Here is a 26,199-nt window from a genome sequence, read left to right on the forward strand (position 1 = left end):
TTCTCTGAAGGGAGAGGCAAAAAAATGCAGGAGAGTGCAGATTTATTTGGAGAAAAAGAGCGCTATGTCAAAGGACTAGTTAAGGTTGTTATCTTTCATAATGAACAAAATCTTTATTCAGTGCTAAAAGTAAGAGTACATGAAACGAGTGAAGATATAGAAGATAAAGAAATAACTGTTACTGGTTACTTTCCCTTCCTGCATGAAGATGATACCTATACTTTTTTTGGGTCGTTTACAAATCATCCTAAGTTTGGACTTCAATTTCAAACCGAACATTTTCGAAAGGAAATTCCTCAAACAAAAGAAGGGATCATACAATATCTTTCAAGTGATCTTTTTAAAGGTATCGGAAAAAAAACAGCGGAAGCAATCGTTGAAAAATTGGGTGAATCCGCTATTTCGAAAATTTTACAAAACCCCTCCATTTTGGATGATATTCCTAAGGTGAATAAAGATAAAGCAAAACAATTGGTTGATGCGCTAATTTCTCATCAAGGTCTTGAGCAAATCATGATTGCGCTAAATCAGTTTGGATTTGGTCCACAGCTTGCGATGAAGATCTATCAAACTTACCAAGATGAAACATTAACCATCATTCAGGAGAATCCTTATCAATTGGTACAGGATGTAGAAGGAATTGGTTTTGTTCGCGCTGATGAGCTTGGAGAACACCTTGGTATTTCGGGAAAAAGTGCTGAACGTATTAAAGCAGCTTGTCATTACAATGTCGAGCACCTTTGCCTACAGGAAGGTCATGTTTATGTGACAACTGAGCAGCTAATTGTTAAAACAAAGGAGCTCCTTGATCACTCTAAGAAAGAAACCATTCACGAGTCTGATATTGCAAATGAGATCATTGCACTAGGTAAAGAGGGGAAAATGATTGTTGAAGAAAACCGTGCTTACCTTCCATCACTCTATTTTGCTGAACAGGGATTGGTGAAAAATATTAATAAGATCCTTGATCAAACAGAATATGAGGATTTATTTCCTGAATCTGAATTTTTATTATCTCTGGGGAACCTCGAGGAAAGAATGAATGTGCAGTATGCACCAACACAAAAAGATGCGATTCAGAAGGCGCTAATGTCACCAATGTTACTACTAACTGGGGGACCTGGTACAGGAAAAACAACCGTTATTAAAGGGATTGTAGAATTGTATTCAGATTTACATGGATGTTCTCTTGATCCTAAAGATTATAAAAAGGAAGAAACTTTTCCAATTGTACTTGTAGCTCCAACAGGGAGAGCAGCAAAACGTATGAGTGAAGCCACAGGAATGCCGGCGGTCACGATTCACCGTCTTTTAAAATGGAATGGTGCGGATGGTTTTGAACACGATGAAGAAAACCCGATTGCAGGCAAACTTCTGATCATTGATGAGGTCTCAATGGTTGATATATGGATTGCCAACCAATTATTTAAAGCTTTGCCTAAAGAAATTCAGGTTATCATGGTAGGCGATGAGGATCAGCTTCCTTCAGTTGGTCCTGGTCAAGTGCTTCGTGATTTATTGGCCTCTCAAGTGATACCAACGGTCCGTCTGACAGATATTTACCGTCAGGCAGAGGGATCTTCTATTATTGAACTTGCCCACGATATAAAGGAAGGTAGACTTCCACAAAATATTGCGGCACCAACTTCGGACCGTTCGTTTATTAGATGCTCACAAGTTCAGATGAAAGAAGTTATAGGTAAAATCATACAAAGTGCACTGAAAAAAGGATATACAGCGAGAGATATACAAATCCTGGCACCAATGTATAGAGGACCTGCTGGTATTGATCAGCTAAATAAATTACTTCAAGAGCTTTTTAATCCAAAAGCATCTGGTAAAAGAGAATTGAAGTTCGGGGATGTTGTGTACCGAAATGGTGATAAAGTGCTGCAGCTCGTGAATCAGCCTGATAGCAATGTATTTAATGGAGATATTGGAGAGATTGTATCCATTTTTTATGCGAAAGAAAATACCGAAAAAGAAGATATGATCGTAGTTTCATTCGATGGTAATGAAGTAACGTATACGAAACAAGATTTTAATCAATTTACGCATGCCTTTTGTTGCTCCATTCATAAATCACAAGGAAGTGAGTTTCCAATTGTGATTATGCCTATTGTTAAAGGATACTATCGAATGCTAAGACGAAACTTAATTTATACAGCAGTAACAAGAAGTAAAAAATCTCTTGTTTTATGTGGGGAGTTAGATGCTTTAGAGTGGGGCATTAAAAATAATGAAAGTTCCGAAAGACAAACAAGCTTAATGTTAAAGCTTGGAGCGGATCAAATAAAAGATCTAGAACTTGATGAATTACAAAAACAATTGCCATTCCCTCTTGAGGATGCAAATATTGGCATGGAAAACCTTACACCGTATGACTTTATGGAAGCTAGCGAAATATAAAAATGTTCGGAAAGGTGGAGATGACTTTGCGGACATTTTCTAAGCTAAAGGGACTTCCAGTATATTGTAGCAGTAGTGCGGACCTTCTTGGTCATGTAACGAATGTTTGCTTATCTTCTAAGGGATTTATATTCGGACTTATGATGGACGGCAAGGGCCTTTTTCAGCGTAATCGCGTTGTTCCTCTTGATTCAATTTATGCTGTAGGAGACAACGGCGTTATGGTTGAAGAAAGAGACAAGCTTCTATCATTACATGAAATGAAAAAACAATATACGTATAACACTTATGATGATCTTTGTAATAAAGCAGTTCTCACCAAAGAAGGGGAAAAGCTTGGATTATTAGAAGACGTATATTTTTCAGAAAAAATGGACACAATTGAGGCATACGAACTGACGGACGGATTTTTTGCTGACATCGCTGAAGGTAAAAAGGTGGTTAAGGCTTCCGGTGAACCACTATCGATTGGCAAAGATGCGATCGTCATTGAACTTTATTAAAAGAGGTGTGCTTAGATTGTTTTCATGTCCGAATTGTAGAAGTAAAGACCTTGGAAAGATCGGTGTAAACCAATATTATTGCTGGAGTTGCTTTATTGAACTATCTGTTTCAAAAGGAAAAATATTAACACATCAAGTTGAGGAAGATGGGACACTTAGCTCACTTGATGATTTATTTTCTGAGGATGAACGATCAATAAGCATGTAAAGGGGAGATTGGTCTTGAATCGAACTTTAACCTCATTAATAACTATGGGTGTAGGGGCAGCAGCATATCATTTATCACGTAATACAAACATGATGAATAATCGTTCTATGAAGAAAATGAGAAAACGTGTTATGAAAATGTTTTAATTGTAAGGAGCTGGCGAATTCGTCAGCTCCTCTTTTCTTAAAGATTACATGAACCTTGTACATAAAAAACGTAATCACCCTCCACAATAAATAAGAAAAAGGGGGAGTGACTATGAGAGACAATCAAATAAAATGGTTGTTGCGGATTACCATTTTATTATTAGGCTTGTTAACAGTATTTGTGTTTTTTAAGCTATATTCTATTTGGGCTCCGTTTTTTCTAATGTTTAAAGCTATTTTTATCCCTTTTCTTATTAGTGCATTTATAACATATTTACTGCATCCGGTCATAGAAAAGCTACATCGAACTGGAATGCCGAGACCCATTTCAATATTAATCATTTATTTATTATTTTTTGGTTTGCTAGGATACGGTTTTTATAAAGGTGTACCTGTATTGGTTAATCAATTACGAGATTTATCTGAAAACTTCCCACAGTTCCAAGCAACTTACAACAGATGGATTGATTCTATTCATGATCAAACAGACCGTTGGCCAGATGGAATACATGATCGAATTGAACGGATGTTTGAGCAGACAGAAGAGTGGTTAGCATTAACAATCGAAAAAGTGATCAATAGCTTAAGGAGCTTATTTGATTATGTGCTTCTTCTTGCGATTATCCCGTTTCTAGTTTTTTATATGTTGAAAGATTATGATCAAATTAAAAAAGCTGGTTGGTATCTTACCCCGCGAAGATGGAGAAATGAAGCGATTCAATTTCTAAAAGATATAGATCATTCATTAGGAAGCTATATTCGTGGCCAGCTGTTTGTTTGTTTGATCATTGGAACAGTTGCATTTTTATCTCTTTGGTTTTTTCATGTGAAATATCCATTAATACTTGGCTTATTAATTGGTGTAACAAATATCATCCCTTATTTTGGACCAGTGATTGGAGCGGTACCAGCCTTAATTATTGCTGCTACAATGTCAACAAAAACAGTCATTATAGTAGTGATCATCATTTTTGGGCTGCAATTTATAGAAGGAAATATTCTAGGGCCCTTAATAGTTGGGAAAAGCCTCCATATGCATCCAATCGTCATTATGTTAGCCTTATTGGCTGGTGGAGAAATAGCGGGTGTTGTAGGATTAATGCTCGCTGTTCCTATTGTAGTCATTTTAAGGGTTGTTATTGTTCACCTGGCACAATTTAGACGACAACATTGACATTTGAATAAGGCTTGTCTATAATTCTCGATAGTACAATAATGAAAAAACAATGAAGGAAAAAAGTACGTTGTGACCGCTTTAAAGAGAGGAATTTCCCTGGCTGAAAGAAATTCTAGAGTAAGGACAGCTGAAAGCTATTCCTAAGTGCAGAAAAACCTGCCGTCAAAACCACGTTACGGTTTTTAAAGTGATGGACTTTTGGTCCATAATCAGGGTGGTACCGCGAGCTAACTCTCGTCCCTGTGCAAAGAGGTAATTCTTTACACAGAGACGAGAGTTTTTTGTGTTAAGAAAATTCTAAAATAACACCTAATTTTAAGGAGGATACATATGAAACACTTACAATCTGCAGAAGTACGTCAAATGTTTTTAGACTTCTTTAAGGAGAAAGGTCATACTGTTGAACCTAGTGCATCTCTAGTTCCGCATGAAGATCCAACATTACTTTGGATTAACAGTGGGGTTGCCACATTAAAAAAATATTTCGATGGTCGTGTGATTCCAGCAAATCCGAGAATTTGTAATGCACAAAAATCAATTCGAACGAATGATATTGAAAACGTAGGAAAAACTGCTAGACATCATACATTTTTTGAGATGCTTGGTAATTTCTCAATTGGCGATTACTTTAAGGTAGAATCAATCGAATGGGCATGGGAATTCTTAACAGACGAAAACTGGATTGGGTTTGATCCTGAAAAATTATCAGTAACGATTCATCCTGAGGACAACGAAGCATTCGATATTTGGAAAGATAAAATTGGTATTCCTGAAGAGAGAATTATTCGTTTAGAGGGGAACTTCTGGGATATTGGTGAAGGACCTAGTGGACCAAATACCGAGATCTTCTATGATCGTGGTGAAGAATATGGAAATGACCCTGAAGATCCTGAGTTATATCCTGGTGGAGAAAATGAACGTTATCTTGAGGTATGGAACTTGGTATTCTCACAATTTAACCACAATCCTGATGGTACATACACACCACTTCCTAAGAAAAACATTGATACAGGAATGGGACTTGAGCGTATGGTCTCTGTCATTCAAAATGTACAAACAAATTTTGATACAGATTTATTCATTCCAATTATTAAAGCAACTGAGCAAATTTCAGGTGAAGAATACCGTAAAGATAAAGAAAAAGATGTGTCATTTAAAGTTATTGCCGACCATGTTCGAACAGTAAGCTTTGCGATAAGTGATGGGGCTCTCCCTTCTAATGAAGGTCGTGGATATGTATTGCGACGCCTGTTAAGAAGAGCGGTACGCTATGCAAAGCAAATTAATATAAACCGTCCATTCATGTATGAGCTTGTTCCAGTTGTTGCTGAAATTATGGTCGATTTTTATCCAGAAGTCAAAACAAAAACTGAATTCATTCAAAAAGTGATTAAAAATGAAGAAGAGCGTTTCCATGAAACATTAAATGAAGGGCTAGCCATCCTTAGTGAAGTAATCAAAAAGCAAAAAGAAAAAGGAAATAATGAAATTCCAGGAGAAGATGTATTCCGTCTATATGATACGTATGGATTCCCTGTTGAGTTAACTGAGGAATATGCTGAAGAAGAAGGCATGAAAGTTGATCATGCTGGCTTTGAAGAAGAAATGGGTAGACAACGTGAACGAGCTCGTGCAGCTATGCAAAAGGTTGATTCTATGCAGGTTCAAGGTGGCATGCTTGGAGAAATTAAAACGGAAAGTGAATTTGTTGGATACAATCAGCTAACTGTAAACAATTCAGAAGCTGTTGTGATTGTGAAAAACGGTGAAGTTGTTCAAGAAGCACACGAAGGTGAAGAAGTCCAAGTAATCCTTAATAAAACACCATTTTATGCTGAGAGTGGCGGACAAATTGCTGATGAAGGAACGCTTACTAGTGATAAAGCAATGATCAAAGTGAAAGATGTTCAAAAAGCTCCTAACGGCCAGAACCTTCATAATGTTATTGTAGAAAGTGGTACTCTTCAAACTGGAGATACTTTTACAGCCTCAGTTGCTGAAGAAAATCGTACTGGTATTGTAAAAAATCACACAGCAACACATTTATTACATCAAGCACTTAAAGATGTGCTTGGTACTCATGTAAATCAGGCAGGTTCGTTAGTAACAGTTGATCGTCTTCGATTTGACTTCTCACATTTTGGGCAAGTGAGCCAAGAAGAGCTGTCACGAATTGAACAGATTGTAAATGAGCAAATCTGGAAAAGTATTGATGTAAATATTGACTTTAAATCTTTAAATGAAGCCAAAGAAATGGGAGCAATGGCACTATTTGGTGAGAAGTACGGGGATATTGTTCGAGTTGTTCAAGTTGGAGACTACAGCTTAGAGCTATGTGGAGGATGTCATGTCGATAATACATCTTCAATTGGTCTATTCAAAATTGTAACAGAAACAGGTATCGGCGCTGGAACTAGACGTATTGAAGCTGTTACAGGAAAAGCAGCATATCAATATATGAATGAGCAATATGAAAAATTAAAAGAGGCTGCTGAGTTATTAAAAGCAAATCCAAAAGAAATTGTTTCAAGAATCAGCGGTTTATTACAAGATTACCGTGCACTTCAACGCGAAAATGAATCATTAACAACTAAGCTCGGAAATTTAGAAGCTGGTAGCATCGTTGATCAAGCTAAAACGATAAATGGAGTAACGGTACTAGCTGCAAAAGTTAATGCAAAAGACATGAACAGCCTGCGTGGCATGATGGATGACTTGAAAAATAAGCTCCAATCAGCTATTGTAGTTCTCGGAGCGGCTGAAGATGGAAAAGTAAACCTGATTGCTGGTGTTACAAAGGATTTAGTTGATAAAGGATATCATGCTGGTAAATTAATTAAAGAAGTAGCGGAACGTTGTGGTGGAAAAGGCGGCGGACGCCCTGACATGGCACAAGCAGGTGCAAAACAACCAGAAAAATTGGAAGAAGCGCTAAAACTTGTCGATGAGTGGGTTGATTCCGTTTTATAATTACGAAAAGTAGTGTAAAATGTAGGTAAGATTGGACAAGCAGATTCCGATTATGAATCTGAGAAAGAGGTGCGAACGGTGAGTTCATTTGATAAAACAATGAAATTTAATTTTTCTGATGAAACGGTCGAAACCAATGTAAATGAAGTTCTTTATACTGTATACGATGCGTTACAAGAAAAAGGCTATAATCCAATTAATCAAATTGTTGGATATTTACTTTCGGGTGATCCTGCCTATATTCCCCGTCATCGCGACGCACGGAATTTAATTCGCAAACTTGAGCGAGATGAATTAATTGAGGAGCTAGTAAAATCTTACTTACAAAAAAACCGAGAGGCATAATATGCGAATTTTAGGATTAGATTTAGGCTCAAAAACACTTGGAGTTGCTGTGAGTGATGAGCTAGGGTGGACAGCCCAGGGAATTGAGACGATTAAAATAAATGAGGAAAGTCGAGACTATAAATTAGGACGACTTGCTGAAATCATTGAGCAGCATAATGTAGAAAAGATTGTTCTAGGAATGCCCAAAAATATGAATGGGACAATAGGACCAAGAGCTGAAGCAAGTCAGCGATTTGCTGATATTTTGACAAAGAAATTTGGTCTGCCTGTCGTACTCTGGGATGAACGCTTAACAACAATGGCTGCTGAAAGAATGCTCATTTCTGCTGACGTTAGTCGTAAGAAAAGGAAACAAGTCATTGATAAAATGGCTGCTGTTATGATTTTACAAGGCTATTTAGATAGTCTAAATTAACAAAATATACTATGAGGTGAAAAAATGGATCACGGTGAAAAACAAATTACAGTAATTGATGAAAATGGAAATGAACAGCTTTGCGAGGTATTATTTACGTTTGAATCAGAAGAATTCAAAAAGTCTTATGTACTTTATTATCCAGTAGGCGCTGATGAAGATGACAGCGAAGAGATTGAAATTCATGCATCAAGCTTTAATCCCCATGCTGATGGAGAAGATGGTGATCTAGAACCAATCGAAACTGACGAAGAGTGGGACTTAATTGAAGAAATGTTAAATACGTTTCTGGATGAAGAAGAGGAAGAATAAAATGTTAGGGACAAAAGAAATCATTCTTTTGTCCCTTTTTCTTTGTTTTTTTTCGGATCATTGTGCTAATACTATGAATTTTCTCCTTGTCTTAAAAAAATTGCCGAAACATCATGAACATTGTAGTATAATAATTGGGATGAGAGGGGGATACAACATGTCTGATGATTCGAAAAAAGATACATTCCGCGAAAAGTTACTGGAAAAACAAAGTGAAGCGAAGGTTGTAAGAAAGATTGTTTTAACAGTATTCATCGTTCTTCTAATTGTTTTTTCAGGGGTAATCGGTGGCGGATATCTATATATTAAGTCTTCATTACAGCCGATAGATCCTAACGATCAAACAGCAATTGATGTCACTATACCGATTGGATCATCTGTTTCTAGTATTTCAAAAATATTAGAAGAGAGCGGCATTATTAAAGATGATCGAGTCTTTAAATATTATATAAAATTCAAAAATGAATCAGGTTTTCAGGCTGGTGACTATCAGCTATCAAAATCAATGACAATTACAGATATTATTTCAACACTAAAAAAAGGGAAAGTCATGGATGAGGCTGTTTTTCAAATTACCATACCCGAAGGAAGACAACTTACAGAGATTGCCTCTATTATTGCAAACAATACACCTTATACAGAAAAAGAGGTTTTATCCACTCTAACGGACAAGACTTTTATTGATTCAATGAAGGCAAAATATCCAGACTTATTAACAGATGATATTTATCAAGAGAATATTAAGTATGCTTTGGAAGGATATTTATTTCCTGCAACTTACCCATACTATACAGAAAAACCAACATTAGAAGAAGTTCTGGAACCAATGGTACAAAAAATGAGTGAAGTTGTAGCAAAGTATATTCCGCAATTACAGGAAAAAAATATGACTGTGCACAGATTAGTTACAATGGCTTCATTAATTGAAGAAGAGGCAACAGAAAAAGCTGATCGTGAAAAAATATCAAGTGTATTTTATAATCGAATGGAAATAAAAATGCCATTGCAAACAGATCCGACGGTGTTATATGCATTAGGAGAACATAAAGATCGTGTATTATATGCCGACTTAGAGGTGGATTCACCTTATAACACCTACCAAAATCGTGGATTACCTCCGGGACCGATTGCAAATGCCGGAGAAGTTTCATTTATCGCTGCGCTTAACCCGGAAGAAACAGACTTCTTATACTTTCTTGCTACAAAGCAAGGAGACGTCATTTTTACTAAGAGTCTAGATGAGCATAACAAAGAAAAAAATAAGCACATTACAAATCAATAGAGGAAAAGACAGGGATCGTGAATTAACTATTCGCTTTCCCTTTCTTATTGTGGTAAAATATATCGAGTTGTTAATTGAAACCAAAATTTTAATAAATGCTAAAACAAGAGTTCTCATGTATGGGGCTCTTCTTTTCGTGATTTGATATCATCTTAGTTTACATTAGCGCTATATGACTCTTGCAGGTATAAGTCGATCTTCCTCAAGTTTTCAGTTGGCGCTTTAAATCTGCAGGAGGGCAACATGTTACCTAATGACGTGATCATGTATGTGGAGAACTTAATTCCTGAAAGTCCACAATTTGTTAAAGAAATAGAACAATATGCACAAGAGCATGAAGTACCGATAATGGAGAAGATAGGGATAGAAGTACTTTTATTGCTTTTATCTATGCAAAAGCCAACGAAAATTTTTGAAATTGGAACGGCTATCGGATATTCAGCTATTCGTATGGCACTACAATTGCCACAAACACAGATTATTAGTGTTGAAATGGATGAAGAACGCTTTGAAGTAGCTCAACAAAATATTAAACATCTTGGACTAGAGAATAGGATTATCACCTATCTTGGAGATGCCTTAACACTAGCTGATGAGATAGAGAAACATGGTCCATTTGATGCTATGTTTATAGATGCTACAAAAGCTAAATATAAGAAGTTTTATGATTTATATGAACCAATGCTGTCTAAAACAGGGATGATTTATACGGATAATGTGTTATTTAAAGGAACCGTTGCAAGAGATCGTTCAGAACTGAGCACAAGAAGACAACGTACACTTGTTAGGAAATTAGATGAATATAACAAAATGTTGTCTACGTTAGAAGGCTATGAAACAACATTCATTCCAGTTGGAGACGGAATTGCCGTAACTAGAAGAAAATGAAAGGTAACGAGGTGGTTGGAAAATGACTAAACCAGAATTATTAGTAACACCAAAACAAGTAGACGATATTCTCCCTTTAATTCATGCTGGTGCAGATGCATTTGTTATTGGTGAACAAAAGTTTGGTCTTCGACTTGCAGGTGAATTCTCACAAGACCAAGTGAGAGAAACAATTAATATTGCTCATAAACATAATAAAAAAGTGTACGTTGCAATGAATGCGGTTTTTCATAATGAATCAATAGAAGAGGTTGAAAAATATTTATCCTTTTTAAATGAGATTAAGCCAGACGCTGTTATTTTCGGTGATCCAGCTGTGCTAATGGCTGCTAAAGAGGTAGCTCCAGAGTTAAAACTCCATTGGAATACTGAAACAACAGCAACTAACTGGTATACATGTAATTATTGGGGAAGAAAGGGTGCAAAACGCGCTGTACTTGCAAGAGAATTAAGTATGGATGCTATTGTGGAAATAAAAGAGAATGCAGAAGTTGAGATTGAAGTACAAGTTCATGGCATGACTTGTATGTTCCAATCTAAACGAAATCTTTTAGGAAACTATTTTGAATACCAAGGTAAAGCATTGAAGGTAGAAAAACGTGATCAGAACGAATCAATGTTTCTATTTGATCCAGAACGAGATAATAAGTATCCGATTTTTGAAGAAGTGAATGGCACACATATTATGAGTCCAAATGATATGTGTATTATTGATGAGCTCGGAGAAATGATTGATGCAGGTGTTGATTCATTTAAGATTGATGGAGTTCTTCAAACTCCTGAATATATTATTGAAGTAACAAAAAAATACCGAAAAGCAATTGATCTTTGTGTTGAGAATAATGCTGAATATGAAGAGGTAAAAGATACGTTATTGGAAGAAATAGAAGAATTACAGGCGAAAAACCGTCCTTTAGATACAGGATTTTTCTTTAAAGAAACAGTGTACTAATTCTTTTATAAAATGAACAAAGGAGTGAAAAAAGTGACTGCAGTTATTGATAAAATTTCAGAAATCGTTGATGGAAAACGAGTCATTACGAAAAAACCAGAATTATTAGCACCCGCTGGTAATTTAGAAAAATTAAAGATCGCTGTTCATTATGGTGCGGATGCGGTTTTTATTGGTGGACAAGAGTATGGTTTACGTTCAAATGCAGGTAATTTCTCCTTAGAGGAAATGGCAGAGGGTGTACAGTTTGCCAATAAATATGGTGCTAAAATTTATGTAACAACAAACATATTTGCACATAATGAAAACATTGACGGTCTCGATGAATATTTAATGGGGCTTCAAGGTGCAGGTGTAACAGGAATCATTGTAGCTGATCCATTGATTATCGAAACATGTCGTCGTGTTGCACCAAAGCTTGAGGTACATTTAAGTACTCAGCAATCTCTTTCAAACTGGAAAGCAGTTCAGTTTTGGAAAGAAGAAGGACTCGAGCGTGTTGTGTTAGCTCGTGAGACTAGTGCAGTAGAAATTAAGGAAATGAAAGAAAAGGTTGATATTGAAATCGAAGCGTTTATCCATGGTGCAATGTGTATTGCCTACTCCGGTCGTTGTACTTTAAGTAATCATATGACTGCACGTGACTCAAATCGTGGTGGTTGTTGTCAATCTTGTCGATGGGATTATGATCTCTTTAAGTTGAAAGATAATGAGGAAGTAGCTTTATTTGAAGAAAAAGATGCACATTTTGCTATGAGTCCAAAAGATTTAAACTTAATTGAATCAATTCCTAAGATGATAGAGCTAGGAATTGATAGTCTGAAAATTGAAGGTCGAATGAAGTCTATTCATTATGTAGCTACAGTAGTTAGCGTTTATCGCAAAGTGATTGATGCATACTGTGCAGATCCTGATAACTTTAAAATTGACCCAGAATGGCTAAAAGAGCTGGACAAATGTGCAAATCGCGAAACTGCTTCTGCTTTCTTTGAAGGCGTTCCTGGTTTTCAACAACAAATGTTTGGTAACCACAGCAAAAAAACGGAATATGATTTTGCTGGACTTGTATTGGATTATGACAACGAAACGCAAATGATTACACTGCAGCAGCGTAATCATTTTAAGCCTGGTGAAACAGTCGAATTCTTCGGTCCAGAAATCGATAACTTTACACAAAAGATTGAGAAGATTTGGGATGAAGATGGAATAGAGCTTGATGCGGCCCGTCATCCATTGCAAATTGTGAAATTCAAAGTGGATAAACCAGTCTTCAGAAACAACATGATGCGAAAGGGGTTCTAATACAAATGGCAAAAAAACCGGTTGTCATTGGGGTTGCTGGAGGCTCAGGTTCTGGTAAGACGAGCGTAACTAAAGCAATCTACGAACATTTTAAAGGACACTCAATTTTAATGCTTGAACAAGATTTCTATTATAAAGATCAAAGTCATTTACCCTTTGAACAAAGGTTAAATACAAACTATGATCATCCCTTTGCTTTTGATAATGATTTATTGATTGAGCATTTAAATATGTTACTACATCATGAAGCCATTGAAAAACCGGTTTATGACTATAAATTGCATACAAGATCTGAAGATGTTATTGTAGTAGAGCCAAAGGATGTTATCATCTTAGAAGGAATCCTTATCCTTGAGGATGAACGTTTACGTGATTTAATGGATATTAAGCTTTTCGTCGATACAGACGCAGACCTTAGAATTATTCGACGCATCCTACGTGATATAAAAGAGCGTGGGCGTTCTATTGACTCAGTTATTGAACAATATATTTCTGTCGTCAGGCCCATGCATAATCAATTCATTGAACCTACGAAAAGATATGCAGATATTATCATCCCTGAGGGTGGACAAAATATGGTTGCAATCGACTTAATGGTAACAAAAATTCAAACAATTCTTGAACTAAATGCAATTTTGTAATAACATAGCATAGATAAAGTCTACTGTGATCATATTATGTATAGGTAATCATTTTCTTTTTTTATGTGAGGATTTGATAGGTGAAGGGCACACACATTGTTGCCCTTGCTTTTTTACATACTATCAAGTGAATACGATGCCTGATAATATCAGACGAAATTATGCTTCAACATCTTTCTTACTTAAGGCAATGAGATGCCTTAGCTTTACATATTTATTTTCATTAAAGATAAAGAAAGTAACAAGCATGAATGATTCAGTACGACGGGGAAGTCTACTAGAAGGAGTGGAACAAACATGGCACAAGAAAAAGTTTTTCCTATGACTCAGGAAGGTAAAGATAAGCTTGAGCAAGAGCTTGAATATTTGAAAACGGTTAAGAGAAAAGAAGTAGTAGAAAGAATTAAAATTGCGCGTAGCTTTGGAGATCTATCTGAGAACTCTGAGTATGATTCTGCAAAAGAGGAACAAGCTTTTGTTGAAGGCCGTATTACAACATTAGAAAATATGATCCGAAATGCAAAAATCATCGAAGGTGAAGCAGATACAAGCTCCGTTTCTTTAGGACGAACTGTTACATTTACAGAGCTTCCAGACGGTGAGGAAGAAACATACACAATTGTTGGTAGTGCTGAAGCTGATCCTTTTGAAGGTAAAATTTCAAATGATTCTCCAATTGCCAAAAGTTTATTAGGTAAAAAGGTTGATGATGAAGTAACTGTTCAAACACCAGGCGGAGAAATGCTTGTTAAAATTGTGAACATTAGCTAATAAAAGGTTTATATACGAAACACCTCGTCCAAAATGGAGACGAGGTGTTTTTTATTTAATGGTGCATTATACCGTTATAAATGGGATCTATAAACACCTACAGGAGGTTTTTATGAATCCAAATAGAAGAATGCTTGTATTAGGTATTTTCTTTATATTAATGCTATGTGCTATTTTATACAGGTTAGCGGATATCCAATTAATTCACACAGAATCATTTTCGAAAAAGGGAGTAAATCTTGTTCAGGAAAGTGTGAATCAAAGAACACAGGAAGTTGTTATTGATGACGGTAGAGGTCGCTTCGTGGACCGAAATGGAGAATCAATTCAAAAACACGCAGAACCTTCGCTTGTATTATTTCCCTTTTTAAAAGAAATTTCATGGCCGGCAGAGGAACTGTCTAATATTGTTAACATCTCAAGTAATGAACTAAAGGGACTAGTTTCAGATACAAAAGAGCCAGTGGTCCTGTCTAAAGACGATGGAGTAAAATTAACAAAAGCAGAATTAGAAAAAATAAATAAACTTGAGATACCTGGAGTGTTTGGGATATATCGACAAACCCTCTTAGACGAATCATTAGGTGAGCATATAATTGGAATTACCGGAGAAAACGCTGAACGCCTGAGGGAAAAGTATCCAGATCGTACTGACTTATCTTATAAAACAAAAATTGGTGTAACAGGGCTTGAAAAGGCATTTGATGAATTCTTATTGCCAGATGCAGAAACAAAGCTTCTATACCATGTTGATGGAGACGGTCATCCTTTATTTGGAATTAATGTAAAATACATTGCTGACTCAAATCCTTTTTATCCTGTAACCGTTCAAACGACAATCGATAAAAATATACAGGAGATGGCGGAAAAAGTATTGGATCAACAAAAAGTTGAAAAAGGTGGACTTGTTTTACTGGACATTGAAAATAATGAGATTTTGTCAATGGTAAGTAGGCCAACATTAAATCGTTCTGAATCAAGTACGTTAACAAATTATATGTTGCAACCTCTTTTTCCTGGTTCAGTATTTAAAACTGTCATTTCTGCAGCAGCAATTGAATATGGTTTAGATGATGCTACAAGACAATTTAATTGTAGCTTAAATTTATATGGAGAAGATGATGGTGGTCAGGATGATGGACAACTTTCTTTTGAAAGAAGCTTCGCAAAAAGCTGTAATTATACTTTTACAACTTTAGCAGAGGAATTAATGGAAAAAGATAAAAATGTAATTGAAAATACAGCGGATAAATTAGGATTAATCGGTCCAGTTGGCTGGAGTGGTGAAGTATTCCATTATGAAAATTTTAAACAGCTACCTGATGAAAAAACAGGTAATATTTGGGGAGATGAAAAAGATAAAAGTGTAGAAAAAGCTATTGATCAAACGGCTATTGGTCAAAAAAATGTAAAAATTACACCGCTAGCTATCGCAAATATGATGGCAACAATCGCAAGAGGCGGTCAGAAAGAACAAATAAAAATCGTAAAAAATATATTATATAAAAATGGAACTAATATGTTCTCATTTACGTCTAATTCTTTAGGAGGAGAAAAACTTTCACCAATTACTGCATCTAAGCTACAAAAACTTCTTCGATTAGTCGTCACAGACCCTGAGGGGACAGGTAGAAGGTTTCAAGCTTCTTCTTTTGAGGTATCAGGTAAATCAGGAACAGCACAAACAGGGAAAAAAGATGAGGATGGTCACACATTATACAACAAATGGTTTGCGGGCTACTTTCCATCTTCTAATCCTAGATATGCACTGGTCGTAGTTGAAATGGATACAACAAGTGCTGAGGCCGGTACAAATGCAGCATTTTATGATGTTGTAGAAGAGATGTCTAAAATTGACGAACGAAAAAACTAGTTTAGGAGTGGAAATCCTTGGGATTAAGCTTTATGATACGACTAGATAGAAAATAGTACTAATGCTAGAATAAAGACTGAAGGTTTGAGGGATAAAGGAGTGTAGGGCATTGAGTAATCAACATTTAAACAGCTCTCGTTATGAAAAAAGAGATAAGAAAAGAAAAACAAATATAGTACTAAACACTTTAATTGGTATTGTATTAGTCCTGATTTTTGTTATTGGCTCTCAACTTATCTTGGGTGCAAACCAAACTGAAAAAACAGCTAAATACAATGAACAACCAGATATACAAGTAGCTAGTGAAGAAAATAAAGCTGAAGAGGAAAACCCTGATACCGATAAAGAAGAAAATCAAAAAGAGAATCAAGATAAAAACACCGAAGATGGTAGCGAGGAAGCAAAACAGAAAGAAACTGATGAAAACATGGATCAAAAAGAAGGAACTGAATCAGAAGAAGAAGATTCATTTGATGAAGCAACTATTACCGAGGGAGATCCAGAATCAGGTATTGCAGAAACAATTGAAAGTTCTGGATGGGAACCAATTGGGACTTCTCAATCAGAGCCGCATTCAGCAAACTATACTAAGGGTTCACAGGATTGGAATGAGATGACAAAGGCTTTGAGCTATGCAACAGGTATTCCTGAATCAGATATGATTATTTGGTATCTTGGTAATAATGGTGGACCAAATGATGCAGCAGGAACAATTTCACCAAAAGATCAATCTGTAAAATATAAAGTGTATATTACATGGGTTGAGAATGAAGGCTGGATGCCAACAAAAATTGAAAAATTACAATAATAAAAAAGGATGTTTATACGGTTAATTGTGACCGTACAAACATCCCTTTTTAATTATTAAAAGTTTGCTTTAAAATGAACAACAGCACTATAAAATTTTTTCCCTTCCTCGTTCACGTGCATCTGATGTGATACAGAGTGAACATGTAACAAAATAGCTTGGTTATGAACAATTTGTTCATTTATTTTCTTCTCAAGGTCTTTTATCGTATGTCCCTCAAAAAATTCTATCTTATCTTTAAGTAAATCTAATTGTAAATTCATTCATATCCACCTCAAAACTAGTTGATTTTATCTACCATAAATAGTACCAAAAGAGTAGCTTCAACACCATAATGATGATGCTAGACCTGTTTGACCTTGCTTTAAGGACTCGAAATGGGTAAACTCTATTAGGAGACTTCATAACTACATAGCATAATGTTTATAGATACACAAGGAAGGAATGAAATGAAATGAAAGTTGCGATTATTGGAGCGATGGAAGAAGAGGTTACCATCCTAAGAGATAAACTGGATAACAAAGAGCAGCAAGTGATAGCTGGAAGTGAATTTACAAAGGGGCTTTACAAAGGGATTGAAGTTATTCTTTTAAAATCCGGAATTGGAAAAGTAAATGCAGCATTAAGTACTACTTTGCTTTTGGATCGTTATCAGCCTGATTACGTTATTAATACCGGATCTGCAGGTGGATTTCATTCTTCATTAAATGTAGGAGATGTTGTTATTTCTACTGAAGTTCGACACAACGACGTTGATGTTACAGCATTCGGTTATGAGTATGGACAAGTACCAGGACTACCTGCAGCATATACTCCTGATGCTAAGCTTGTTGAAATTGCAACAAAAAAAGCAGAAGAAATAACAGACATACAGGTAGCAAAAGGATTGATTGTAACAGGTGACTCTTTTTTAAGCGATCCAGATAAAGTTGAGTTTATCCGAAGTAAATTTCAAGACCTATATGCCGGTGAAATGGAAGCTGCTGCAATTGCTCAGGTATGTCATCAATTTGAAGTACCTTTTGTAGTGATAAGAGCACTATCTGATATTGCGGGTAAAGAATCTAATATCTCTTTTGATCAATTTTTAAATCAAGCTGCTAAGCACTCAGCTAATTTAGTCTTAAAGATTGTTGAGTCCATTTAAAGAAGACGATCATGAATATTCGTTCATGATCGTCTTTTTTATAGGTTCCCTTATTTGGATTTATTTACTTGATTAATAGTCTACTAGTCTGTGTTATTGTGTTTGTATAACACTTTTAGTAGGTGATGAAATGACTAAGAAAAAGCTACAAGCACTTATGATGGATTTTAAGCACTATGCCTTTATTCTATTAGCTGTAAGTGTTTTCTTATATATTGGCGTTGTACTTCCTGACGAGGGAAAACAAGAACTATATGACACTATCCTAATGGTTACTACTGTATTGTTTTTAATTGGATCTTTCCTATGTTTTAAAAAGTCATTACATTTTAAAAAACAGTTAGATGAAATAGAGGAACGTTAAAAACCGATCTTTAAATGGATCGGTTTTTTTGTTATAGACTGTTCATATCGAGGTTAATTTTCAGAAAATATAAACTTTAATAAATGTAAGAAATGTTGTTTACAGAAATGGAAATTGTGGATATAATTACCATTGTAATAAATAAACTTAAGGAGGTCGAAGAAAATGATCAAATGTATTGCTGTATCGAAAAAACAAGACAACAAAATAATAAAAGATCTACTCGACCGCACTGGTGTATCTCAATAGTAGTTTATTTTTACATTTCATGATAAAAGTAACCACACGCCACAGGTTGATAGGTTTAACTTGTGGCGTTTTATATGTCTTTATTTCGTCACAGGTTGCCCCTGTGGCGTTTTTATTTACTTTTTTCAGTAATTATGGAGGATCGTTAAGCATTAGACGTTCTTCAAGTACCCATGTGTTCTTACTTCCTACCTTTACTGTTAAAGAAAATAAAAGACTCCTACAAAGGAGTGTCCTCTTAAAGATTTGGCAACCTGTGTAAAGACAGCAAGAGGTGTTAAATGCTTTAAAGGAGGTGATACACATGACAATTAACTTATTTTTTATCACATTGACCCTTTCAGTTTCAAAAAGAAAAAATTCAAAAAATGATGTTGAAAGAAATCAAGAGATCCAAAAAAGAATGGATGAAATGAAAGAAAAACAATTTGGAGTTTATCGTGAAATGTAATTAAAACAACTTACTAAAAATTTGGAGGCGATGAAAATGATGAAGATTGAACTATTACTACATTTAACTGTTGAGAAGGACACTGCCTAGCTAAGTAGTAAATAAAAATGAAAAAGAGAAGGGGACCTCCCTTCTCTTTTTATGTTACTTTTATTTTTCCTTTAATCGGTTTCTCTTCTCTTTTTCAGCTCGGTAAAATTCGTGGAACATCTTCATTAAAGCTCGCTTTTCGATTCTAGATACATAGCTCCTTGATATACCTAATTCTTTTGCAATCTCACGTTGAGTTTTTTCCTTTTTAAGATCAAGACCAAACCTGCCAACAATAACTTCTCGTTCTCTTCCGTCAAGAATATCAATATATTCCTTAACCTTTTCTAGTTCCATATTTAGTTGGATTGTTTCAATTACATCTTCATTTTCAGATTTCAACACGTCAATTAAACTAATTTCGTTACCCTCTTTATCTTGACCGATTGGATCGTGTAAGGAAACGTCTTTTTTGGTTTTCTTTAATGCCCGTAAGTGCATCAAAATTTCATTTTCAATACATCTAGCCGCATACGTGGCTAATTTTGTTCCTTTACCTTGTGAGTAGCTTTCTATTGCTTTTATTAAGCCGATTGTTCCAATTGAAATTAAATCTTCCGAGTCTTCCCCGGTGTTTTCGAATTTTTTTACAATATGGGCAACGAGACGCAAGTTGTGTTCAATTAAAAGATTTCTTGCGTATTCATCACCCTCAGACATTTTTTCTAAATACTTCTTTTCGTCTGACGCAGACAAAGGCTGTGGAAAGGCATTATTTTTCACATAAGATACTAAGAACACTAATTCTTTAACAAAAAAGCCAAGTGCTGTTATGAGCCCTGTCATACCTCCACCTCCAGTAATACTTTATGTAGGCAAGTGCCTATAAGTCATGTGTATGTAAGTAGAGGCTTGTTCGTGTCTGTACACATAAAAAAGCCAATAATAAGTTTTAACAGAATATTTTTTTGGACGATTTATGGATAGTAGCCTAAACGATATGGGTGGAATGTTCATATTTATAAAGTAGTTAACATCATAGAGGGAGGAAATAAGGATGTACGGATATTCACCATATGGACCGGCACCATACCCATATTACGCAAATGCAGCAGGGGGAACTGGATATGGGTATGGGTATGCATTTATCGTCGTGCTGCTAATCTTACTTTTGGTTATTGGTGGAGGTTACTATTATTACAACTATTATAAGTAAAGTGATGAACCCCCAGCACGATGGGGGTTATTTCATGTACCCTTGATAAATAATGATAGTGGTACCTGTGAACTAATGGTATAATAACATTCACAAATTAGAAGATACATAATAAGAATGCGTGTAGTGTGAAATTTGATTGGATAACATAGTAAGAGCAAAGATAAAAAAAGAGCCGTCTAAGCGGCATGTAGAAGCTTATGAAGAAGCTTTTAATACATGTCCCAAAGAACGGCGTTTAATTTCCATTATAATTAGTTCTATAAAATCATCATTTAGTTTCATTTCAGTTGCTTTAAAATACGATTCAATTAATAACTCGTCAGAAAGTTTGCGCATGTTGGGTGGCCAATTAAGTTGGCTCTACACCTCCTAACATTTTTCATATCTTTTAAAGGTGAAGCAGTCATTCAATCTTGCTTAATTAGTCATTGTTAAAATGTTATATTTTGCTATTGATTTAAATCTAACATGAATAATTTGTGAGAACAACCGTTCTGTTATCCACATTTAATAGTGGATAAATTGTGGGTATGTTGTTTATAAGGTGGATAAAATGAGGTATTTCAAGGGGGATAATGTGTATAATATTATCCACACCTGTTGAAGAGGGTCGGAATTTGTCGAAAAGTTTTTGATATTTTTTCTAGCTTTTGTACATATACTTTAATTTTGTTTTGAAAGTATGTGTCAAATTCGTTATGATGTAAGATGGCAAAAAAATGAATAATGAGGTGTCAAAACTCATGCTACAGTTATTTTTACCAGGTGAATATGTAAAAAGTATTTTTCATATTTCTCCTAAGAAATTAAAAGATAGTGGAATAAAGGGAATTATTACAGACTTAGATAATACACTTGTCGAATGGGACCGCCCAAATGCAACTCCACAGTTGCTCCAATGGTTTAAAGAGGTAAAAGATCTAGGAATGAAGATTACAATTGTTTCCAATAATAACGAACAACGTGTAAAGGCATTCTCGGAGCCTCATTCAATCCCTTTTATATATAAGGCTAGAAAACCAATGGGCAAGGCATTTTTAAAAGCTGTAAGGGATATGAACTTAAAAAAAGATGAAGTCGTTGTGATTGGTGACCAGCTTTTAACAGATGTGTTAGGTGGAAACCGTAATGGCTTTCAAACGATTTTGGTCGTTCCAGTTGCTTCAACAGATGGTTTTTTCACAAGAATTAATCGCATGATAGAACGGAGAATCATGGAAAACTTGAAGCGAAAAGGTATGATTCAATGGGAGGAATAAAAACGTGTCAGAGCAACAATTTTCATGTATAGGTTGTGGAGTAGCCATTCAAACCGAAGACTCTAAGATTTTGGGGTATGCTCCACCGAGTGCATTAGAAAAAGAAGAGATCATTTGCCAAAGATGTTTTCGCTTAAAAAATTATAATGAAATACAGGATGTTTCACTTACAGATGATGATTTTTTAAAGATTTTACATGGCATAGGTGAAACAAATGGATTAATTGTAAAAATTGTTGATATATTTGATTTTAGCGGAAGTTGGTTGCAAGGAATTCAACGCTTTGTAAAAGGTAATCCAATATTATTAGTAGGAAACAAAAGTGATATATTACCGAAATCAGTTAAAAAACAAAAGCTGATCAATTGGATGAAGAGAGAAGCAAAGGAATTAGGCTTAAAGCCAATCGATGTTTGTTTAGTAAGCTCTGCAAGAGGCCACGGTATTAGAGAGGTTGCTGAATTAATTGATGAATACCGTGATGGACAAGATGTGTATGTAGTAGGCTGTACAAATGTTGGAAAGTCGACCTTTATTAATCGAATGATTAAAGAAGTAGCAGGCGTCAATGATGTCATCACAACTTCACATTATCCAGGTACAACATTAGATTTGATAGAAATTCCACTGGACAATGGGGCATCTTTATACGACACTCCAGGAATCATTAATCACCACCAAATGGCTCATTATGTTGATAAACGCGATTTAAAGCTTTTAAGTCCAAAAAAAGAAATCAAACCAAAAGTTTTTCAATTAAATGAAAGTCAAACATTGTATTTCGGTGGGTTGGCTCGACTGGATTATGTAGCAGGTGGAAGAGAAGCATTGGTTTGCTATATTCCGAATGAATTAACAATCCATCGAACAAAGCTAGAAAATGCAGATTCTTTGTATGAAAAGCATGCAGGAGAATTATTAACACCACCACGAAAAGAAGAGGTTGAAACCTTTCCGAAACTAATTCCTCATGAATTTTCAATTAGTGAAGGGAAAACAGATGTGGTCTTTTCAGGTTTGGGGTGGGTGACTGTTAATAATCCTGGAAAAAAAATCGTTGCCTATGCCCCAAAGGGAGTTAATGTTACGTTAAGAAAATCATTAATTTAATCGGGGAGAGATGATAGATATGGGGAAGTTATACGGTTTAATTGGGTGTCCGGTTGAGCATTCGATGTCACCAGCTATTCATAATGATGCATTCAAAGAAAATAATTTAGATGGTCATTATCATGCGTTTCATGTTGAGCCAGACCGTCTAGAAGAAGCTGTTCAAGCATTGAAAACCCTTGATATTAAGGGGTTTAATGTAACAATTCCACATAAAATATCAATTATTCCTTATTTAGATCAACTGGATGAAACTGCAAAGATTGCTGGAGCAGTTAATACAGTAGTTAATGAAAATGGACAATTGATTGGTCATAATACAGATGGTAATGGATATGTTCAGTCATTAAAAGAAGTAATTAAAAAACCTCTCTCAGAGAATAAGGTACTAATTATTGGTGCAGGGGGAGCAGCTCGAGGAATTTATCTCACACTTACGCATTCTGGATCTCAACATGTTGATGTATGTAATCGGACGATTTCAAAAGCTGAGGAATTAATTGAAGAATGCCCTTTTTTAAACACAAGCAAAGCCTTATCATTAGAAGAGGCTAAAGCAACGATTCAAGAGTATGACATTATTATTCAAACCACTGCCGTTGGGCTTCATCCAAATGTTGATCAAAAACCAATCTCATTGAATAATGCCAAAAAATCTGCGGTAGTAAGTGATATTATTTATAATCCAATTCAAACCGCCCTTTTAAAAGAGGCGAAATCCCTTGGATTAACCGTTCATACGGGTGTTGGGATGTTTGTTCATCAAGCAGCCCTTGCGTTTGACTTATGGACAGGAAAAACTCCATCAATTGAAAAAATGTCAGCAATTGTTCATAACAAACTAGGAGGTACATCATGCTAACAGGAAAGCAAAAAAGATTTTTACGTTCAGAAGCCCATCATTTAAACCCAATTTTTCAAGTTGGAAAAGGTGGCGTGAATGAAAATATGATTAATCAACTATCAGATGCACTAGAAGCACGTGAGTTATTTAAAGTATCTGTACTTCAAAATTGTGAAGAAGATAAAAATACAGTCGCTGATCAGATTGTAGAAGGTACAGGAGCTGAACTTGTACAAATCATCGGAAACACGATTGTTTTGTATAAAGAATCTAGAGAGAATAAACAAATCCGTTTACCAAATTAATCTATGGGGGGATGGGGAATGAAAAAGAAAATAGGAATACTAGGTGGAACATTTGATCCTCCGCATTTGGGCCACCTATTAATTGCTAGTGAAGTCTTACATGCTTTGCAATTATCGGAAATATGGTTTATTCCTAACCAAATTCCTCCTCATAAACAAACTGAGCATTTTACTGATAGTAAACATCGGCTTAATATGCTTAAGCTTGCTATTAAAGATCATCAACATTTTGAAGTAAATACAATTGAATTAGAACGTGAAGGTCCATCTTATACATACGATACATTAAGGTTGCTGCTTGAAGAATTTCCTGAATATGGTTTTTATTTTATAATAGGGGCAGATATGATTGAGTATTTACCAAAATGGCATCAAATAGATGAGATTATTAAGCTAGTTACTTTTGTTGGAGTGAAAAGAGCTGGATTTAAGACAAGCACTTTATACCCGGTTACTGAGGTTGAAATTCCTCAGTTTGAGGTATCTTCAACAATGTTGAGAGAACGTTTAAGAAAAAATGGAAATACTGATTATCTTCTGCCGAACAATGTGAAAAGATATATAGAGGAGAATCATTTATATGGAACGTGATAAAGCCTTGAAAATTGTTGCTGAGCAATTAACAGAGCATCGTTATGTTCATACACTGGGTGTCATGGAGACAGCTATTTCCTTGGCTGAATTGTACGGGGGAGATGTCAAGAAGGCAGAAACAGCAGCTATTTTTCACGATTATGCTAAGTTCAGACCAAAAAAAGAAATGAAAAAAATTATTGAAGAACAAGATATGCCCCAAAAATTGTTAGAACATAATAGTGAGCTTTGGCATGCTCCCGTTGGTGCCTATCTTGTAAAAAAAGAAGTAGGCATTAAAGATAAAGAGGTTTTAAAGGCAATTAAATACCACACATCTGGGCGTCCTAATATGACATTGCTTGAAAAAATCATTTATGTGGCAGACTATATAGAACCAGGTAGACAATTTCCTGGTGTGGAGGAAGTAAGAGAGCTTGCTAAGACCAGTCTGGATCAGGCATTAATCAAATCTTTACAAAATACGATTACATTCTTACTTAAAAAAAATCAAGCTATTTATCCAGATACGATTAAAACATACAATTCTTTAGTTTTAAAAGGAGGAAAATCGAGTTAATGACAGGTAGAGATATTTTAACAACAGTAGCAAAAGCAGCAGACAGTAAGCGTGCAGAGGACATTATTGCACTAAACATGAATGGAATTTCCCTTATAGCCGATTATTTCTTTATTTGCCACGGAAACTCAGATAAACAGGTACAAGCTATTGCTAGAGAAATAAAAGAACAAGCGGAAGAAACAGGTATGAATGTCAAACGACTTGAAGGCTTTGATGAAGCTCGATGGATTCTAATTGACTTAGGTGATGTCGTTGCCCATGTCTTTCATAAAGATGAAAGAGGCTATTATAATTTAGAGCGTTTATGGGGAGATGCTCCAACAGAGGATCTCACTAGTGAGCTAGAACAATGATTTATAAAGGCTTTGCCTATATTTATGATCATCTAATGAAAGATGCTCCCTATGATCAGTGGGTTGGGTTTATTCAGGACTCTATAGCAAAGTATCATAAGGGAGCAACTACTCTTTTAGATGTAGCCTGTGGAACAGGTGAAATAGCGGTATCCTTAGCGAAAAATAATTTAGAGGTAACAGGTGTCGATCTTAGTGAAGATATGCTGACCGTTGCACAATCAAAGGCTGAGAGGAACAAAGTAAATTTATTATTTCTCAAGCAGGATATGCGAAAATTAAATGGTTTTCCTAAGCTTTTTGATGTTGTGACAATCTGTTGTGATTCTTTAAATTATTTAGAAACAAAAGAGGATATTAAGGCAACCTTTCACTCTGTTTTTGAACAGCTTGAAGAGGATGGTTTATTTATTTTTGATGTCCATTCTATACATAAAATTCATCATGTTTTTGCAAACCATACTTTTGCTGATCAAGATGAAGAAGTTAGCTTTATTTGGAATTCCTTTTTAGGCGACGAAGAACACAGTATTGAACACGATATGACGTTTTTTGTTAGACGTGAACAACTCTATGAGCGCTATGATGAAGTACACTACCAACGAACATACTCAATTGAGGAATATACTTCTTTATTAGCGGCAGCTTCTTTTCAGGTTTTAAAAATTTGTAGTGATTTTCAAGTAGAAAGTCAACCGCATTCTTC

The 26,199-nt window shown here is 35.4% G+C and carries 32 protein-coding genes and 1 other annotated feature; of the genes, 29 read left to right on the top strand and 3 right to left on the bottom strand.

The genetic code is table 11. The annotated features are described in order from the left end of the window. Positions 1 to 24 precede the first annotated feature (24 nt). The 17 genes from ACEWK1_RS05135 (at position 25) to ACEWK1_RS05215 (ending at position 17,005) form a co-directional block, all read left to right on the top strand. A complete protein-coding gene (locus tag ACEWK1_RS05135) occupies positions 25 to 2,409 on the top strand; it encodes an ATP-dependent RecD-like DNA helicase (RefSeq protein ID WP_212136770.1) in 2,385 nt (794 codons plus the stop codon). Positions 2,410 to 2,435: 26 nt separating this feature from the next. Continuing rightward, positions 2,436 to 2,912: a PRC-barrel domain-containing protein gene (locus tag ACEWK1_RS05140; RefSeq protein ID WP_212136768.1), complete on the top strand. Its 477-nt coding sequence runs from the start codon at positions 2,436 to 2,438 to the stop codon at positions 2,910 to 2,912. A gap of 16 nt (positions 2,913 to 2,928) precedes the next feature. After that, a complete protein-coding gene (locus tag ACEWK1_RS05145; RefSeq protein ID WP_121665060.1) occupies positions 2,929 to 3,120 on the top strand; it encodes a hypothetical protein in 192 nt (63 codons plus the stop codon). 14 nt (positions 3,121 to 3,134) lie between these two features. Next, on the top strand, positions 3,135 to 3,266 hold the full coding sequence (locus ACEWK1_RS05150) for a YrzQ family protein (protein WP_121662931.1): 132 nt from the start codon (positions 3,135 to 3,137) through the stop codon (positions 3,264 to 3,266). A gap of 112 nt (positions 3,267 to 3,378) precedes the next feature. Then, on the top strand, positions 3,379 to 4,440 hold the full coding sequence (locus ACEWK1_RS05155; RefSeq protein ID WP_212136766.1) for an AI-2E family transporter: 1,062 nt from the start codon (positions 3,379 to 3,381) through the stop codon (positions 4,438 to 4,440). 43 nt (positions 4,441 to 4,483) lie between these two features. Next, positions 4,484 to 4,688 (top strand) — a binding site (T-box leader). An 85-nt stretch (positions 4,689 to 4,773) separates the two neighbouring features. Further along, a complete protein-coding gene (gene alaS / locus ACEWK1_RS05160; RefSeq protein ID WP_212136764.1) occupies positions 4,774 to 7,413 on the top strand; it encodes an alanine--tRNA ligase in 2,640 nt (879 codons plus the stop codon). Between the two features lie 78 nt (positions 7,414 to 7,491). Then, positions 7,492 to 7,758, top strand: coding sequence for an IreB family regulatory phosphoprotein (locus tag ACEWK1_RS05165; RefSeq protein ID WP_026558655.1), 267 nt, complete (start codon positions 7,492 to 7,494; stop codon positions 7,756 to 7,758). A gap of 1 nt (position 7,759) precedes the next feature. Beyond that, a complete protein-coding gene (ruvX, locus tag ACEWK1_RS05170) occupies positions 7,760 to 8,176 on the top strand; it encodes a Holliday junction resolvase RuvX (RefSeq protein ID WP_121662928.1) in 417 nt (138 codons plus the stop codon). Positions 8,177 to 8,200: 24 nt separating this feature from the next. Next, entirely contained in the window at positions 8,201 to 8,488 is a 288-nt protein-coding gene (locus ACEWK1_RS05175) for a DUF1292 domain-containing protein (protein WP_121662927.1), read from the top strand. Positions 8,489 to 8,645: 157 nt separating this feature from the next. Continuing rightward, on the top strand, positions 8,646 to 9,770 hold the full coding sequence (gene mltG, locus ACEWK1_RS05180) for an endolytic transglycosylase MltG (RefSeq protein WP_121662926.1): 1,125 nt from the start codon (positions 8,646 to 8,648) through the stop codon (positions 9,768 to 9,770). Positions 9,771 to 10,013: 243 nt separating this feature from the next. Next, positions 10,014 to 10,658, top strand: a complete 645-nt coding sequence (locus ACEWK1_RS05185; protein WP_212136762.1) for an O-methyltransferase — start codon at positions 10,014 to 10,016, stop codon at positions 10,656 to 10,658. Between the two features lie 22 nt (positions 10,659 to 10,680). Next, positions 10,681 to 11,610: a peptidase U32 family protein gene (locus ACEWK1_RS05190; protein ID WP_212136760.1), complete on the top strand. Its 930-nt coding sequence runs from the start codon at positions 10,681 to 10,683 to the stop codon at positions 11,608 to 11,610. Between the two features lie 33 nt (positions 11,611 to 11,643). After that, positions 11,644 to 12,912: a peptidase U32 family protein gene (locus tag ACEWK1_RS05195; protein WP_232273858.1), complete on the top strand. Its 1,269-nt coding sequence runs from the start codon at positions 11,644 to 11,646 to the stop codon at positions 12,910 to 12,912. Between the two features lie 5 nt (positions 12,913 to 12,917). Further along, on the top strand, positions 12,918 to 13,553 hold the full coding sequence (gene udk / locus ACEWK1_RS05200; protein ID WP_098797911.1) for a uridine kinase: 636 nt from the start codon (positions 12,918 to 12,920) through the stop codon (positions 13,551 to 13,553). 297 nt (positions 13,554 to 13,850) lie between these two features. Beyond that, positions 13,851 to 14,324 carry a transcription elongation factor GreA gene (greA, locus tag ACEWK1_RS05205; protein WP_098797910.1) on the top strand — a complete coding sequence of 158 codons (474 nt, stop codon included), beginning with the start codon at positions 13,851 to 13,853 and terminating at the stop codon, positions 14,322 to 14,324. 112 nt (positions 14,325 to 14,436) lie between these two features. Continuing rightward, positions 14,437 to 16,197 (top strand): peptidoglycan D,D-transpeptidase FtsI family protein, encoded by a 1,761-nt coding sequence (locus ACEWK1_RS05210; protein ID WP_121662921.1) that lies wholly within the window; start codon positions 14,437 to 14,439, stop codon positions 16,195 to 16,197. A gap of 109 nt (positions 16,198 to 16,306) precedes the next feature. Further along, positions 16,307 to 17,005: a YrrS family protein gene (locus ACEWK1_RS05215; protein ID WP_162987424.1), complete on the top strand. Its 699-nt coding sequence runs from the start codon at positions 16,307 to 16,309 to the stop codon at positions 17,003 to 17,005. 56 nt (positions 17,006 to 17,061) lie between these two features. Here ACEWK1_RS05215 and ACEWK1_RS05220 read toward each other — a convergent pair whose 3' ends face one another. Continuing rightward, the gene (locus ACEWK1_RS05220) at positions 17,062 to 17,268 is read right to left on the bottom strand and encodes a DUF2536 family protein (protein WP_121662919.1); all 207 of its coding nucleotides are present in this window, start codon (positions 17,266 to 17,268) and stop codon (positions 17,062 to 17,064) included. A 191-nt stretch (positions 17,269 to 17,459) separates the two neighbouring features. On the opposite strand from ACEWK1_RS05220, the gene mtnN reads away from it, so the two are divergent. The 3 genes from mtnN to ACEWK1_RS05235 all read left to right on the top strand — a co-directional run bounded on the left by mtnN (position 17,460) and on the right by ACEWK1_RS05235 (position 19,216). Beyond that, complete coding sequence (gene mtnN, locus ACEWK1_RS05225; RefSeq protein WP_212136756.1) at positions 17,460 to 18,152, top strand: 5'-methylthioadenosine/S-adenosylhomocysteine nucleosidase; 693 nt, start codon at positions 17,460 to 17,462, stop codon at positions 18,150 to 18,152. A gap of 130 nt (positions 18,153 to 18,282) precedes the next feature. Further along, complete coding sequence (locus ACEWK1_RS05230) at positions 18,283 to 18,516, top strand: YrhC family protein (RefSeq protein ID WP_121662917.1); 234 nt, start codon at positions 18,283 to 18,285, stop codon at positions 18,514 to 18,516. Positions 18,517 to 19,069: 553 nt separating this feature from the next. Further along, positions 19,070 to 19,216: a YrzI family small protein gene (locus tag ACEWK1_RS05235; protein WP_121662916.1), complete on the top strand. Its 147-nt coding sequence runs from the start codon at positions 19,070 to 19,072 to the stop codon at positions 19,214 to 19,216. Positions 19,217 to 19,366: 150 nt separating this feature from the next. On the opposite strand, the gene sigK is transcribed toward ACEWK1_RS05235, so the two are convergent. Continuing rightward, entirely contained in the window at positions 19,367 to 20,092 is a 726-nt protein-coding gene (gene sigK / locus ACEWK1_RS05240) for an RNA polymerase sporulation sigma factor SigK (RefSeq protein ID WP_121662915.1), read from the bottom strand. 211 nt (positions 20,093 to 20,303) lie between these two features. Between sigK and ACEWK1_RS05245 the strand changes: the two genes are divergently transcribed. After that, positions 20,304 to 20,462: a sporulation protein YjcZ gene (locus tag ACEWK1_RS05245; protein WP_212136754.1), complete on the top strand. Its 159-nt coding sequence runs from the start codon at positions 20,304 to 20,306 to the stop codon at positions 20,460 to 20,462. 198 nt (positions 20,463 to 20,660) lie between these two features. Here ACEWK1_RS05245 and ACEWK1_RS05250 read toward each other — a convergent pair whose 3' ends face one another. Beyond that, positions 20,661 to 20,801 carry a sporulation histidine kinase inhibitor Sda gene (locus ACEWK1_RS05250; RefSeq protein ID WP_121662914.1) on the bottom strand — a complete coding sequence of 47 codons (141 nt, stop codon included), beginning with the start codon at positions 20,799 to 20,801 and terminating at the stop codon, positions 20,661 to 20,663. A 407-nt stretch (positions 20,802 to 21,208) separates the two neighbouring features. Between ACEWK1_RS05250 and ACEWK1_RS05255 the strand changes: the two genes are divergently transcribed. The 8 genes from ACEWK1_RS05255 to ACEWK1_RS05290 all read left to right on the top strand — a co-directional run. After that, entirely contained in the window at positions 21,209 to 21,724 is a 516-nt protein-coding gene (locus tag ACEWK1_RS05255) for a YqeG family HAD IIIA-type phosphatase (protein WP_373995109.1), read from the top strand. Between the two features lie 4 nt (positions 21,725 to 21,728). Beyond that, positions 21,729 to 22,835 carry a ribosome biogenesis GTPase YqeH gene (yqeH, locus tag ACEWK1_RS05260; RefSeq protein ID WP_121662912.1) on the top strand — a complete coding sequence of 369 codons (1,107 nt, stop codon included), beginning with the start codon at positions 21,729 to 21,731 and terminating at the stop codon, positions 22,833 to 22,835. A 19-nt stretch (positions 22,836 to 22,854) separates the two neighbouring features. After that, positions 22,855 to 23,697: a shikimate dehydrogenase gene (aroE, locus tag ACEWK1_RS05265; RefSeq protein WP_212136752.1), complete on the top strand. Its 843-nt coding sequence runs from the start codon at positions 22,855 to 22,857 to the stop codon at positions 23,695 to 23,697. Further along, positions 23,691 to 23,984, top strand: a complete 294-nt coding sequence (gene yhbY, locus ACEWK1_RS05270) for a ribosome assembly RNA-binding protein YhbY (RefSeq protein WP_212136750.1) — start codon at positions 23,691 to 23,693, stop codon at positions 23,982 to 23,984. The genes aroE and yhbY overlap by 7 nt, the downstream gene beginning before the upstream one ends. An 18-nt stretch (positions 23,985 to 24,002) precedes the next feature. Then, on the top strand, positions 24,003 to 24,575 hold the full coding sequence (locus ACEWK1_RS05275) for a nicotinate-nucleotide adenylyltransferase (RefSeq protein WP_121662909.1): 573 nt from the start codon (positions 24,003 to 24,005) through the stop codon (positions 24,573 to 24,575). Beyond that, the gene (yqeK, locus tag ACEWK1_RS05280; RefSeq protein WP_212136748.1) at positions 24,565 to 25,137 is read left to right on the top strand and encodes a bis(5'-nucleosyl)-tetraphosphatase (symmetrical) YqeK; all 573 of its coding nucleotides are present in this window, start codon (positions 24,565 to 24,567) and stop codon (positions 25,135 to 25,137) included. Before ACEWK1_RS05275 ends, yqeK begins: the two co-directional genes overlap by 11 nt. After that, on the top strand, positions 25,137 to 25,493 hold the full coding sequence (rsfS, locus tag ACEWK1_RS05285; RefSeq protein ID WP_121662907.1) for a ribosome silencing factor: 357 nt from the start codon (positions 25,137 to 25,139) through the stop codon (positions 25,491 to 25,493). Before yqeK ends, rsfS begins: the two co-directional genes overlap by 1 nt. Next, positions 25,490 to 26,199, top strand: a 710-nt coding sequence (locus tag ACEWK1_RS05290; RefSeq protein WP_416635754.1) for a class I SAM-dependent DNA methyltransferase, incomplete at its 3' end; no start/stop codon positions are given. The genes rsfS and ACEWK1_RS05290, both read left to right, overlap by 4 nt.

It is taken from the genome of Metabacillus sp. YM-086 (assembly GCF_048059995.1).
Lineage (GTDB): Bacteria > Bacillota > Bacilli > Bacillales > Bacillaceae > Metabacillus > Metabacillus litoralis_B.